Annotated in this window: 12 protein-coding genes; 3 read left to right on the top strand and 9 right to left on the bottom strand. The window is 50.4% G+C overall.

What is annotated here, in order from left to right:
* Positions 1-18: 18 nt before the first annotated feature.
* From KD147_RS07670 to KD147_RS07685, 4 genes are all read right to left on the bottom strand, one after another.
* Entirely contained in the window at positions 19-642 is a 624-nt protein-coding gene (locus KD147_RS07670; protein WP_212547419.1) for a DUF1294 domain-containing protein, read from the bottom strand.
* Between the two features lie 12 nt (positions 643-654).
* A complete protein-coding gene (gene rnd, locus KD147_RS07675; RefSeq protein ID WP_212547420.1) occupies positions 655-1,797 on the bottom strand; it encodes a ribonuclease D in 1,143 nt (380 codons plus the stop codon).
* A 45-nt stretch (positions 1,798-1,842) separates the two neighbouring features.
* Complete coding sequence (gene fadD, locus KD147_RS07680; RefSeq protein WP_212547421.1) at positions 1,843-3,507, bottom strand: long-chain-fatty-acid--CoA ligase FadD; 1,665 nt, start codon at positions 3,505-3,507, stop codon at positions 1,843-1,845.
* 213 nt (positions 3,508-3,720) lie between these two features.
* Positions 3,721-4,587 carry an alpha/beta fold hydrolase gene (locus KD147_RS07685; RefSeq protein WP_212547422.1) on the bottom strand — a complete coding sequence of 289 codons (867 nt, stop codon included), beginning with the start codon at positions 4,585-4,587 and terminating at the stop codon, positions 3,721-3,723.
* Positions 4,588-4,668: 81 nt separating this feature from the next.
* Here KD147_RS07685 and KD147_RS07690 point away from each other — a divergent pair, with 81 nt between their 5' ends.
* Complete coding sequence (locus KD147_RS07690) at positions 4,669-5,961, top strand: alkaline phosphatase (protein ID WP_212547423.1); 1,293 nt, start codon at positions 4,669-4,671, stop codon at positions 5,959-5,961.
* A gap of 94 nt (positions 5,962-6,055) precedes the next feature.
* Here KD147_RS07690 and KD147_RS07695 read toward each other — a convergent pair whose 3' ends face one another.
* From KD147_RS07695 to yoaA, 4 genes are all read right to left on the bottom strand, one after another.
* On the bottom strand, positions 6,056-8,119 hold the full coding sequence (locus KD147_RS07695) for an EAL domain-containing protein (protein ID WP_349304686.1): 2,064 nt from the start codon (positions 8,117-8,119) through the stop codon (positions 6,056-6,058).
* Positions 8,120-8,387: 268 nt separating this feature from the next.
* Positions 8,388-8,681 carry a hypothetical protein gene (locus KD147_RS07700; protein WP_212547424.1) on the bottom strand — a complete coding sequence of 98 codons (294 nt, stop codon included), beginning with the start codon at positions 8,679-8,681 and terminating at the stop codon, positions 8,388-8,390.
* 62 nt (positions 8,682-8,743) lie between these two features.
* A complete protein-coding gene (gene tsaB, locus KD147_RS07705; protein ID WP_212547425.1) occupies positions 8,744-9,430 on the bottom strand; it encodes a tRNA (adenosine(37)-N6)-threonylcarbamoyltransferase complex dimerization subunit type 1 TsaB in 687 nt (228 codons plus the stop codon).
* A gap of 2 nt (positions 9,431-9,432) precedes the next feature.
* Positions 9,433-11,343, bottom strand: coding sequence for a DNA repair helicase YoaA (yoaA, locus tag KD147_RS07710; RefSeq protein ID WP_212547426.1), 1,911 nt, complete (start codon positions 11,341-11,343; stop codon positions 9,433-9,435).
* 170 nt (positions 11,344-11,513) lie between these two features.
* Between yoaA and KD147_RS07715 the strand changes: the two genes are divergently transcribed.
* On the top strand, positions 11,514-11,915 hold the full coding sequence (locus KD147_RS07715) for a hypothetical protein (protein WP_212547427.1): 402 nt from the start codon (positions 11,514-11,516) through the stop codon (positions 11,913-11,915).
* Positions 11,916-11,922: 7 nt separating this feature from the next.
* Here the strand turns inward: KD147_RS07715 and KD147_RS07720 are convergent, their stop codons facing one another.
* Positions 11,923-12,135 carry a hypothetical protein gene (locus KD147_RS07720; RefSeq protein WP_249319125.1) on the bottom strand — a complete coding sequence of 71 codons (213 nt, stop codon included), beginning with the start codon at positions 12,133-12,135 and terminating at the stop codon, positions 11,923-11,925.
* A gap of 357 nt (positions 12,136-12,492) precedes the next feature.
* Here KD147_RS07720 and hisG point away from each other — a divergent pair, with 357 nt between their 5' ends.
* Positions 12,493-13,392 (top strand): ATP phosphoribosyltransferase, encoded by a 900-nt coding sequence (gene hisG / locus KD147_RS07725; protein ID WP_212547428.1) that lies wholly within the window; start codon positions 12,493-12,495, stop codon positions 13,390-13,392.
* Positions 13,393-13,396 lie beyond the last annotated feature (4 nt).

Genomic DNA, 13,396 nt, shown 5'->3' on the forward strand with positions numbered 1-13,396 from the left:
CCAATACCGGCTAAAGCGCTAGAACAAGCTAGCGCTGATTTGGGCGAGTAAGACTTGACCGTCACTGCCACACAACCAGGCCACGGCCACCAGGTTAACCAATACACAGAGCCAAAAGACGAACAAAAAAGAGCCCTTCTTAGATTTATGTCTAAATTTATTTTGTGCCATAAAGGCACCGGGCCAACCGCCGAATAAAGCCAACACCTGCAGCGTGCTTTCCGGTGTGCGCCACTGGTTGTTCTGGGCCTTGGCTTTATCACGCCCGTAGGCAATAAAGGTGATAAGGCTTAACAATAAATAAAGCGGCACAAACCACAGTGGCAACTTACCAAGTAATATCGCAGCGACAATAAAAAGGCACACTGCTGCTACGGTGAGATTACCGAGCGTCCTTGCCTGTCCCGGCCTTTTTTTTGCCCGGCGTTTATGATCGGCTGCAAAACAAATATCCACCGCTTGTGCACGTCCTTGCTTGTCACGGGCACCTTGATAAACGATTAAATCACCGTTTTGTGGGCGACGCGTCCTTTTCTTAAAGGCCTTGATATGCACAAATAAGCGCTCGCCCCCACCATTGGGTTGCACAAAACCAAACCCTTTTTCATCATTCCATTGCTCGATTTTCCCTTGGTACTTCATTTGCTCTGCACCCTACTCCTGCGCGCCTGGCACCCATTTGCTCAATACCTCAACAAGGTAACCACTGCGCCACGGCTGTAAAATATCCGGCGCCATAAGTATTTGACGCTCTTCGTCGGTTAACTTCCAGTTCCAACTGATCAACTGATTGATTTGCTTTTTACTCGCAAACACATCGGCGGGGATACCGCTGTCTTTGCTCACCGCGGTGATCTTTTGCTTGATGTCCTTGGCGGCCTGCTTATAACCGCGATAATCCATCAAACGCATTACCCGATGCGGTAACTGTTCCTCGTTTAACTCCTTGGCGCGCTCAATACAGGCGAGCATTTCGCGACCCGAGCGATTCACTTCCATGGCATCAACACCGGGAATGTTACGCATGCTGTTCAAAGAGCTTGGGCGACGTTTAGCGATTTCCACCATGTTTGCTTCTTTGACGATAAAATTCAGTGCCAGGTTTTTACGCTGTGCCTTTTCTCGTCGCCACATGGCCAACTCCCGCAGTGCCGCCAAGTCCCTCGGGTTAAGTTGCCAGGCCCCTTTCACATCGCGATATAAAAGCTCATCCGGGGTAGTAAATGCACGTTTTTGAGAAATTAATTGTGACTCGGCAATAACGATATCGAACCAACCCTTGGCATTGATTTCTTCTACAATTTGTTCGAAACAAGGCAATAAATGGGCGACATCCGCGGCAGCATAACTCAATTGGCTCTCGCGCAGCGGCCGTTGTAACCAGTTGGTACGTGACTCACTTTTGTCGATTTCGATGCCTAAGCGCATGTTCACCATGGCGGCAAAACCAACGCAGTTGCCAGAGCCAAGCAGCTGCAGTGCGAATTGGGTATCGAATAAGGGTGTTGGCACAAAGCCGGCAAAGTTCTGAAATACTTCAATGTCTTCCGAGGGCGAGTGCAAGACCTTTAATACCTCAGGCTTTTGCAATAATGCCCACAAAGCGCTTAAATCGAGCTCTGCCAGCGGATCGATCAGTGCCAGGTGCTGGCCGTCAAAGACCTGCAACAAGGCAATTTCTGGATAAAGTGTGCGGCGGCGCATAAACTCGGTGTCGATGGCGAGCACCTTTGCATTGCTGATCGCGTCGACAAATGTATCCAACGCCCCTTGCTCAGTGATTAACTGATATTCCACTTGTACTCCTTAAAAACAAACCGGCTATTGCCGGTCTGTTCATTGCTATTTTTGTTCGTCTTTTAATGCACGTCGCAGTATTTTCCCGACGTTGGTTTTTGGCAATTCATCACGGAATTCAACCAACTTTGGAACCTTATAATTAGTCAGGTTATCACGACAATGCTTTATTATATCCTTTTCCGTTAAAGACGGGTCCTTTTTAACAACAAATACTTTTACTTGCTCGCCACTGATCTCGTGAGGCACGCCAATGGCGGCGACTTCTAATACGCCTTCATGGTCGGCGATCACTTCTTCAATTTCATTGGGGAACACATTGAAGCCAGACACCAAAATCATGTCTTTTTTACGGTCAACGATATAGAAGAAACCTTCGTCATCGTAGGTTGCGATATCGCCGGTAGCAAACCAGCCATCTTTTAGGCATTCGGCGGTAGCGTCGGGGCGATTATAATAGCCCTTCATTACCTGCGGACCTTTAACCCAGAGTTCGCCTGGCTCGCCCTTTGGCGCTTCTTCACCATTATCCAGCATCAGCTTGATGTCGGTGCTCGGCGCAGGTAGACCGATTGAGCCATTGTAACCGTCAAGATCGTAAGGACTGACGGTCACCAGTGGTGAACACTCGGTTAAGCCATAGCCTTCGACCAGACGCGTGCCAGTCACCTTCTGCCAACGTTCCGCCACCGGACGTTGCACCGCCATGCCACCACCAAGTGACATTTTCAGATTAGAAAAGTCGATATCGGCGAAGCCATCGGTATTCAACAAACCATTGAATAAGGTATTCACCCCGGTGACCACGGTAAATTTATTACTTTTAAGCTCTTTAACAAAGCCCTTCATGTCGCGCGGGTTGGTGATCAACAGATTCATGCCGCCGTATTTCATAAAGGTCAGGCAGTTCGCGGTCAATGCAAAGATATGGTAAAGCGGTAAGGCCGTCACCACGATTTCTTTGCCGCGCTCGAGAATATTGTCCAAACAGCCGGATACCTGCTCCAGGTTGCCCACCATGTTGCCATGAGTCAGCATCGCCCCTTTTGAAACACCGGTTGTGCCGCCTGTGTATTGCAAGAAGGCCAAATCGTCCAACGTGACCTTAGGACGTTGATAAGTGGCCGCATTGCCCTTTTTCATCACTTGGGTAAAGGGAATGGTGTCTTTTAGTTGGTAAGCCGGCACCATCTTCTTAATGTATTTGACGACAAAGTTAACCAGGTGCTTTTTCAGGCCGCCAACCATATCGCCCACTTCGGTCACGATCACATGCTTGACCTGAGTATGGCTAATGGCTTTTTCCAGGGTATGGGCAAAGTTGGCAAGAATAAAGATGGCATCCGCCTCGGAGTCATTCAACTGATGCTCAAGCTCGCGCGCCGTGTATAAAGGGTTTACATTCACCACCACACAGCCGGCACGTAATACACCGAGAATACTCACCGGCGTTTGCAGAAGATTCGGCATCATCACCGCGACCTTAGAGCCGGGTTTAAGACCTAGGTCGTTGTTAATATATGACGCGACCTTTTTGGTGGCTTCGTCAAGCTGCTGATAACTCAGCGTCACACCCATGTTTTTAAATGCAGGCAGGTGTGCAAAATCACTAAAACTTTTTTCAAACAGTGTCAGTAAAGAGTCGTAATGAGCGGGATCGATGGTTTCTGGACAACCCTTCGGATAACGCTTAAGCCAGATTTTCTCCACACTAGGCTCCTATTAATTTGTTCTTATAATGGTTTATCTTAGAAGTCATGAGTCACGGCGTAATCAGGGCACGACGCCAAACTAATGTGCGCATGGCTCGCCGCTGGGCGGCCGCTTTATCGCACTACTAACCTTAATCTAAGTTGTTATTTTTAACAATTGAGCAAAAGCTCTAATTTCAGCGATATTCCCATATTTACGGCAAAGTTACAATTATCTTGCGCCACTTTGATGCAAATGTGCACCAATAAGTTGCGCGCATTCATAGGCGCTTTGCATGTGGCAATGGTGCCCTCCTGCTACTACTTTAGCACTTAACTGACTGTAATGATGAGCAAATTTATGCTCATTTTGGTGCACCATGGCATAGCCTTCGGTGCCTTTAATAAGCAGGGTCGGCACCTCTATCGTGTCGAGTAGCGCATGTGCCTGGGGCTCACTGTAGCGAAAAGCGGAATAATGCTTGATACGCGGATCGGTACGCAGGCGCACCCCGCCCTCGGGCCCGGGTTCGATATTACGCGCCATCAACTCATTGCCCACCTGCTCATCGAAGTCGCTGATAGCCAAACGCCGAGCAACCAGGTCGTCACTCGTTGGATACTCACGTATCTTGTCGCCTCGCGCCCTTTGCGCCAAGGCCCGCATCAGCAGTGCTTTGGCTTCTTCGGGCTCGGCGCAAACCAAGCCTATGCCTTCAATCAAGGTCAGGCTGGCGATGCGCTCTGGAAAGCAGGCTACATATAAGGACGCCACCATGGCACCTAGGGAATGGCCGACAAGGTGCACCCGCTGAGCCTGGCACTGAGAGATCACCTGGTGCAAGTCATCAACATAATCAATAAAGTAATAATGCGCCTGCGGATGACGCCATTGAGATAGGCCGTGACCCGGCCAGTCAAAGGCATACAGGGGCAACTGGGGCGATAACTCACGCATCAGCGGCGCAAAACTGGCGCTGTTGTCTTGCCAGCCATGGCAGGCGATCACCACATCGTCTTGATGCAAACTGAGGGTCTGCGCACTATTGCTTAGGCCACACAGAGTTAGCGCCCGGTTATTTATCGAAAATGTATGCAAAACAACTCCATTTCACCGCAAGGCGGTTTATTTTCATAATCTAGGGTATAGAATGGCGGCAACGGACAACAGGACTTTGACATGAAACGTACATTCACTTTGGCCACTCTCTCCTTCGCCAGCTTTTTTGCCAGTGCGAATGCGCCAACACCAAAAAACATAATATACATGATTGGCGATGGCATGGGACCGGCCTACACCTCAGCATATCGCTACTACAATGACGACCCAACGACCCCGGCTGTTGAGGGCACCGTCTTTGATTCCATGCTCACCGGCATGGCTCACACCTACCCGGATGATGACACCATAGTAACCGACTCCGCCGCCGGCGCCACCGCCCTGGCGACGGCAACCAAAAGCTATAACGGTGCTATTGCCGTCGATGGCGACAAGCAAAAATTAAAAACCATGCTCGAGCTCGCCAAAGAAAAAGGCATGACCACGGCCTTGGTGGCCACGTCGCAGATCAATCATGCGACCCCTGCCAGCTTTGCCGCCCACAACGAAGCGCGTGGTAACTACGACGACATAGCCAACGACTATATCGACAATAAAATCAAGGGTAAACTACCGGTTGACCTGATGCTTGGCGGTGGCACTCAATACTTTATCCGCGAAGATAGAAACCTAGTCAATGAGTTTATCGCCGCCGGTTACCAGTACAGCGACAACTTTGCCCAACTTGAGCAAATTGAACAGGTGCCAGCCCTTGGCCTGTATGCCGCCAAAGGCCTGCCCTTTGCCCTGGACAGCGACCCTGAACGCCTAACAAAAATGACCCGCAAGGCACTGTCGTTGTTAGAGCAAGATGAAAAGCCGTTTTTTGTAATGATCGAAGGCAGCCAAATCGACTGGTGTGGCCATGCCAATGACATCGCCTGTGCCATGGCCGAGATGCATGACTTTGCCGAGTCCATCAAGGTTGCCAAAGACTTTATTGCTAAACACCCCGACACCTTATTGGTGGTCACCGCGGATCATTCTACCGGTGGCTTAACCATAGGTGCACAAGGTCAGTATAAGTGGAAAGCAGATGTAGTAAGAGGCGTTCAAGCCACCGCCGAAGTCATTGCCGAGCGCCTTATGGCCAGTGACAACATGCAAGAGCAATGGCAAACCAACAGTGGTCTAGCCTACACCAAAGAGCGAGAAGTGTTGCTTACTCAAGCCAAGCAAGTGGATGAAGAAGCCCTGGTACTAGCGGTGAAAAAGCTGATCAGTGAAGCCAGCTTCACCGGCTGGACAACCTCGGGGCATACCGCCATCGACGTGCAGGTATTTGCCCATGGGGTGGGTCATGAACAGTTTATCGGCTCACAAAACAATGTCGACATCGCCACAAAGTTAATATCTTTTATTAACAAACAATAACAAAGTTGATATCTCAGTAATATTGGGTTACTGTTGAACCTGCTTGTTAACATAGTTTAACAACCCTACTGAAAACTGAAGACTCAAAAGCCGCTCACTGAGCGGCTTTTTTACTGTTTGTGGCGGGTAAATCCCGATTTATCGGCACTATGGTATCCAAGCCCTGATCGGCAAACTTACGGATTGCCTGCTCCAGGGTCAGCGGGTGGTCAAAGTAATAGCCCTGCAACTGAGAAATCGGTAACGGCGTAATAAAGTCGGCGTGAAAGTCCGACTCTATGCCTTCGGCCACCACCTCAAAGCCAAGTTGATGACACATGTGCGTCAAGCTTTGATACAAGATGGTCGCCGGATCCTGCTCATCACTTGGCAGAAGGCTGCGATCAAACTTGATGGTATCGACATTGAGCTTACTGAGCAGACTCAAACAGGAATAGCCGGTACCAAAATCATCCACCGCACAGCGGATCCCCTCGCCGCGCAATTTCGCAACAATCTCCTGGGTGCGACTAAAATCATCGACGTAGGAGGACTCCAAAATCTCCACCTCCACCTGGTCGGGAAACTTGCTAAAGGCGCGGATCACCCGCTTATAACGGCGATTAATAAGATTACGCGGAGAAATGTTAAAACTGATTTTCGGCACCAGTTGATGGCGATGGAATTGCTGCAGGTCGAGCTCCAACTGATCGATAACAAAGCTATCAACCACATCCATCATTTGAAACCTTTCTAATACATCGATAAACCAGGGGCTGACAATGGTGCCATCGCTGCGCTTATGGCGCAGCAGAGCTTCAAAGCCGAGGATGCGCTTGGTTTTCTTACATACCTTGGGCTGATAGTACAGGCATAAGGCGCCCTCTTTAAGGGTTTCTATCACCTCATTCAGGCGCTTTTGTTCGGCCATCTTTTGACTGTCTCGTCTGGCAAAATGCGCTTCCGCTTGTCGCTCCAACTGACGTCCGGCACTCACTCGTTTAACCAGCATGTCTAATTGTCGACCGCTGATATTATGCTCCCGATTTGCCCTTACAAAGGGCAAATAAATCAGGGTACTGAGGCCGATAAGCAGCGCCTGCCAAAGTATGCCTACGATACTGTCGGTGGCCAAATAGCCGCTAATAAACACCGGCGTAAACCAGGGAATATCCGCCCCTGCAACCAGGCTGAGCCAGCCCTGGCTAATGACAAAATTACTCAGCAAGGCATTGAGCAATGGGGTGAGGATAAAAGGCACGACAAAATAAGGGTTAAACACTATGGGCAAGGCATAAACCATGATCTCGCTTAGGTTAAACAGCGCCAATGGTGAACTGAGCCTGGCAATACTGGCCTCATGGGTGCCACGTCCTTGCAATAGACACGCAATCACCAAACCCCAGATACAGCCAGCGCCCCCAAGTACCACAAAGGTATTGATATAACTTTGGCTGTCCATGCCAAAGTCCAATAAAAAGTTGCTCATCTGCGGCGCCGCCATAATTTGATAGGCGCTGTCGCCATGGATACCGAACAACCATAACAGATGGGAGCCAAGTAACTGTAGGGTGAGCTTCTCGCTGCCACTCCACAGCGCATGCTGCTCATTGAGCTCGGCCAATGCTTGACTCAGTGCCCAATCAACCAGGGGAAACAACATAAAGGTCGCAGACACCACAAGAATATAAGGCAACATCAAATTCAGGTGCTTCACCAAGAATAAACTGATGTTGCCAACGGGCATAATGCGCAGCCAGCGTGCACGTAAAATAGCGCGCATCATGTAGCAACAAAAAATCGGCATTAAAATGGTGTACAGCACCCCGGCACGACTGTTAACCGCTATGCCGCCATCATCGAGCACATAGATATAGCCCGTGGCGACACTAAAGCAGGTCAGCACCAAAATAGGCACGGCAATGGTATTGAGTTTGAGGTTTTTGGCCAGGTAATAGCTAAAAGAAAGCAAGGTGGTCAGCGGGAACAAGGTCCAGACCAGCACATTAAACGAGCTCAAAAAGGCATAGGGAGTAGCCAACTGCTCATAATTCAGCCAGTGCGTAACCAAGGTTACCAAGGCAGCCATTACAAAAAACGGGATCAGGGCAATATACCCCTCCCGCAACGATAAAATTACCGTATTGGCGGCTAGTTTGGCAGCTCCGCGGGTAAACACTGCAAAAACGCGATGATGCACAGTAGTAATAACTTATTATTATTTTTATTAATTACTAAAGTATCGCTTAATGGCAAAATTGTCCACATTTTAACAACGTATTATGACAATTCGGTTAACTTCTGTAGACCGCCTGTGAGACCCCTGCCGGAGCGCGTGCGAACAATAGAAGATGGTCAAAAGAAGCGAGTTTTTGCCTTGGACACAGAACTTTCGACTTAGCGGATGCGGGGCTGGGCCAGCCTGGATCAAGCCCTGAAAAAAGCTGTTAGACGTACAGGCTTACATGCAGCATGGCCTGCACTTCTTCACGGCGCTGCAAAAAGGCATATTCACGGTAGGTGGCAATAGCCGCACTGGTGCGACTGTCTCTGGGCTGATCGTAGATGGTCTGTCGATACAGCGCCTCAGCCAATTCGCGCCCATGCGCCGAGTGATTAACCGCGCCGCTGGGCGTGCCGGCAGGCTCGCTAGGCGTTTCTCGCACCACCTTAGAAGCGTGCGCCCGAGAACGAACCTCGGAGGCGCTGGCTGGAGCTTGGCTAATGCGACGAATGGACATAGGTTAGCTTATGTTATAAGACACATTTTTAGTGTGATACAAAGCACCACGAAGCGCAATGTTTATTCCTTACCCGGTAATTTTTTCCAGGTAACCGTATCACGCACGTACACTGGCTGTGCCGATGCCGCCTCGGCCACATTCCCCTTGGCATATTCGTTCGCCAACAGCGGCAGCATATAACGGCTATCGGGCAAGGTGATCTCCTTGTCCACGTCAACCTGGCTCAGGCCCTCTGCCAACTCGGTATAAGTTTGCCACCCCGTGCCCACGGCAACGGCGGCGTCAAAAGGGCTAGTGACGGCTGCGGGTTCTAGCACCTGTTGCTCGCCAACTAACTGAGCTAAACCGTCTTTTGCCTCATAGGCACCCAGATACACCTCACCCATGCGCGCATCGATGGCGGCCAATACTGTGCTGGCACCACGTTCATTGATCGCCTGCTGTGCCATCATGGCCAAAGAGGAAACGCCAATCACCGGTGTCTTGGTGGCAAAGGCCAGGCCCTGAGCAACGGAAACACTGATGCGGACCCCGGTAAAACTACCCGGTCCCTGACAATAGCCAATCACATCCACATCTTGAATATCGCAATTAGCCTGTTTCAGTAACGCATCGATTTCATCGAGAATTCGCTGACTGTGCTGCTGCGGACACACATCAAAAAAGTGATAGAGTTTATCCTGATGCATTAAGGCAAGCGATAAGGCTTCGGTTGAGGCGTCAAGGGCTAGGATGGTTTGGCTCATAGTTACTCTATAGTTTGTAAAAAGGCGGTCACTTGATTCATATCGCGACAACGGCGCATATTGGGCAGGCTTTGCAAAAACACCTGGCCATAATCTCGGGTCACGACGCGGTTGTCACATAATACTAAAACACCGCGATCTTGGCTATCGCGGATCAAACGGCCAACCCCTTGTTTTAGGGCAATAACGGCGCGTGGCAATTGAATTTGCGCAAAGGGATCGCCGCCGCCGTGTTCACATTCCTGCATGCGCGCCTGCAGCAAGGGATCATCCGGCGCCACAAAAGGCAACTTGTCTATCACCACGCAACTAAGGGCACTGCCGCGCACGTCCACCCCTTCCCAAAACGAAGCCGTCCCCATCAGCACAGCATTACCATGACGCGTAAACCGCTCCAGCAACAGGCGTTTGGACATCTGCCCTTGGACAAACACCGGATACTCCATTTGCTGGCACAGCACCTCGGCCACCATGTACATCACTCGGTACGAGGTAAACAGCAAGAAACAACGGCCCTGCGCCGCCTTGATAACCTGCTGACAAATAGTCACCAAAGCTCGCGGCATTTCGGCAGAGTTAGCCGGAGGTAAATAGCGCGGCAAACAAAATAATGCCTGCTGCTGATAGTCAAAGGGACTGGCCAGCATCAACTGATGCGCCGGAGACAGCCCCAAGGCATCGCTAAAGTGCATCAGGCTGTTATTCACGGACAGGGTGGCCGAGGTAAACACAAAACCGGCTTCTCGCTCGGCCAGCATGTCTTTAAACTTGGCGGCAATATTCAAAGGTGTAATGTGGATACTGACATGACGTCGGGTGGCCTCGTACCAGTAGCTATAGCCGCTAGGAGCGATATCGAACACCCGTTCGAATTGGGCTATCAAGCTCATCAAACGCTCTAACAAGGGCTCCACCAGCTCACTGCGTTCCAAACCAAGCTTGAGCACCTGGTTTAAAAACTGCAGATCTTTGCCTATTCGATGTACGGCATCGCATAAGGGCTTACTGCTCAGCGCCTGACGCCAGTCCCCGCGCCCACCTTCATGAGGCAATTGCAGGCGCAAATCCATGGTCGCCGCCTCGAGCTTATCCAGGGTTTTGCCCAGTTGCAGCATATCCCGTAATTCGGTGCGATAGAGCATGCGAGCATCGGTGATAAAGGCAAACACCTTTTTCGTTGACACGCTCTCGCCAAAATAGTCGCTGGCAATATCCGCTAACTGATGGGCCTCATCAAAAATATAACCGTCGGCGCCGGGCAGCAACTCGGCAAAGCCACTTTCTTTCACCGCCATATCGGCGAAAAAGAGGTGGTGGTTGATCACCACAATATCAGCCTCGGCGGCACGTAAACGGGCTTTACGAATAAAACAGGCATCAAAATCCGGGCATTCTTTACCCAGGCAATTATCCGCCGTGGACGTCACATAGGGCAGCACCTTGGCATCGTCTTCAATCCCTGGACAGTCGGCAATATCGCCACTGCGGGTTTCGCCGGCAAACTTCGCCACCATGGCCAGTTGATGCATGATATCCGTGTCATCACTGGGTACGTGGGCCACGTGCTGGTTAAGACGATAGTGACACACATAGTTGCTGCGTCCCTTGAGTAGGGCTTTTTTCTTGGCACTGCCAAGAGCCTTATACACAGTGGGTAAATCGCGGTGATACAACTGCTCTTGCAGCGCCTTCGAGCCCGTAGAAATAATATATTTGCCTTTGTTAGTGAGCGCCGGCAGCAAGTAAGCAAAGGTTTTTCCGGTCCCGGTCTCGGCTTCAACCACCACCTGCTCGGCATTTTTAAGTGCCGAGTCACACACCTTGGCCATATCAATTTGCGCCTGGCGTGGGCGATAGCCCTTAAAGGCCAGTGCCAAAGGGCCGGTGGGAGAAAAAAGCTGCTCTATGCTCATAGTGGGGTTGGGATCACAGCACCAAGTAAAATCTTAAATAGGCGCCGATCATAGCCGAAAACCAAAGGGACTCCAACTTACACTTCAAGGCTTGGCATTGTACCTATTTTTAGGTAGTCTAACGCCCGTTCACTCTATGAACTAAAAGTATGAACTAAAAGGATTTATCTATGAACAAAGTTAGCCTAACCTGCGCCCTTGCAGCCGTGATCACTTTAGCCGGTTGTGGCAGCACTCCTCCGCGTGTGGCGCAAGAAAAAGTGGTGACCATCAATGGCACCGAGATGACCTTTGGCGGCATCTACAATGTCGATAAAAATAACTTGGAATTGAGCATTAATGGCGAGCCGGTAATGAAAGGTCGCTTCGCTCCCTATACTCCAACGCTTAATCTAAGTACAGAGTATCAAGGTGAAGACATCAGCAGCTACTGTTACTTCGGCTCGGTATTACAAGAGCGTGGCGGCAAGTTCGGTATGATAGCCGGAATGATCCAGGCCTCTCAGCAAAAATCTGGCGACAAATGTGAGATCAAAGTAGCCGGTGAAATCAAAGAGCACCTGTACTTCTAGGCACTAGTTACGCCCACACATCAAGGCGAGGAGGACTGTCCTTGCCTTGCTCCGCTCCCGTAACCCCGTCATCTACAAAGGTTTCCTGCCCCCTTTGAGCACCGAGTCGTTTGCGTTCATTGCGCACCTTGGCAATCTTGTCGTCTTTAACCCCAGCGACGTGAAAGGCGCCCTTATGCTGTACCTCAAGGCGGGTAATGCGCCCCATGAAGGGGATCATAATATCCACATTCACACTCCTTTTTGTCCGCTGTTGCACGGTTAATCTTGGCTATATTATCGGCGGCTCTAAGTTAGACTTTAACGCAATAAAAAAAATGGTTGCAATGAATGCAAAATCTGTGTTTATCTATAAACGAACTTAATCACTTATTTCAGTTTAGCAACAACACGAGCGCAAACATGACTTATACACTGACAACTATTCATCATCATCACCACATCATCGAATAGCCTGTCAGGTAGTTCGCTGGGGGGTTATTCCTAAAAGGAACCTCCGGCGCGACTAAAAAACCAGATTCATTTTCGCCCCGAGGATCCCTCGGGGTTTTTAGTTTTTTAACTTAGGAAATGAATTATGAGCAACACCAACCGTTTACGTATCGCAATCCAAAAGTCAGGGCGCTTGTCCAAAGACTGCCAGAACCTGCTTAAGCAACTGGGCGTTAAATTAAACCTGCGCGAGCAGCGTCTTATCGCCCACGCCACCAACATGCCCATTGATGTACTGCGCGTGCGCGACGACGATATCCCAGGCCTGGTTATGGATGGCGTCTGTGACCTAGGCATAGTCGGTGAAAACGTCCTTGAAGAAGTCCAAGCCGAGCGCGCCCGCAGTGGCAACGAGGGTTCGGTTAAAAAACTGGCTAAGCTCGATTTTGGCTATTGCCGTCTGGCCTTGGCCTGGCCCCAAGAACTAGGTCAACAGGATAAATCCTGGTTTACCGGCAAACGCATCGCCACCACCTACCCCGAAATCCTAAGCAAATACCTGGAGCGCGAAAACATCGACGCCAGCGTGGTGATGTTAACCGGCTCGGTTGAAGTCGCCCCACGGGCGGGTCTTGCAGATGCCATTTGCGACCTGGTCTCGACCGGCGCCACCTTGGAGGCCAACGGCCTGATGCAGGGCGACACCATTTTAGAGTCCAACGCCTGTTTAATTCAAAATGAAACGCTCCAGGATGCCGACAAACTGGCGCTCATCGATAAGCTGATGCCGCGCCTTCGCGGTGTAAAACAAGCAAAAGAAAGCAAATACATCATGATGCACGCCCCCAAAGCCAAGCTTGATGAGGTCTGCGCCCTGTTACCCGGCACAGGTCAACCTACGCTACTGGCCCTGGCTGGCAGCGAAGAGTATGTCGCCCTGCACATGGTCAGCAGTGAAACCCTGTTTTGGGAAACCATGGAGTCGCTAAAGGCGCTTGGTGCCAATTCCATCCTGGTTATGCCCATAGAGAAAATGATGGAGTAACGGC

Source organism: Pseudoalteromonas sp. BDTF-M6, from assembly GCF_018334135.1.
Taxonomy (GTDB): domain Bacteria; phylum Pseudomonadota; class Gammaproteobacteria; order Enterobacterales; family Alteromonadaceae; genus Pseudoalteromonas.

What these genes read in the sequence shown, in the direction of transcription:
- yoaA (WP_212547426.1), bottom strand. Translation starts at nt 11,343, where the DNA reads ATGAGCATAGAGCAGCTTTTTTCTCCCACCGGCCCTTTGGCACTGGCC.
- KD147_RS07715 (WP_212547427.1), top strand. Translation starts at nt 11,514, where the DNA reads ATGAACAAAGTTAGCCTAACCTGCGCCCTTGCAGCCGTGATCACTTTA.
- KD147_RS07720 (WP_249319125.1), bottom strand. Translation starts at nt 12,135, where the DNA reads ATGATCCCCTTCATGGGGCGCATTACCCGCCTTGAGGTACAGCATAAG.
- KD147_RS07700 (WP_212547424.1), bottom strand. Translation starts at nt 8,681, where the DNA reads ATGTCCATTCGTCGCATTAGCCAAGCTCCAGCCAGCGCCTCCGAGGTT.
- tsaB (WP_212547425.1), bottom strand. Translation starts at nt 9,430, where the DNA reads ATGAGCCAAACCATCCTAGCCCTTGACGCCTCAACCGAAGCCTTATCG.
- KD147_RS07670 (WP_212547419.1), bottom strand. Translation starts at nt 642, where the DNA reads ATGAAGTACCAAGGGAAAATCGAGCAATGGAATGATGAAAAAGGGTTT.
- hisG (WP_212547428.1), top strand. Translation starts at nt 12,493, where the DNA reads ATGAGCAACACCAACCGTTTACGTATCGCAATCCAAAAGTCAGGGCGC.
- KD147_RS07690 (WP_212547423.1), top strand. Translation starts at nt 4,669, where the DNA reads ATGAAACGTACATTCACTTTGGCCACTCTCTCCTTCGCCAGCTTTTTT.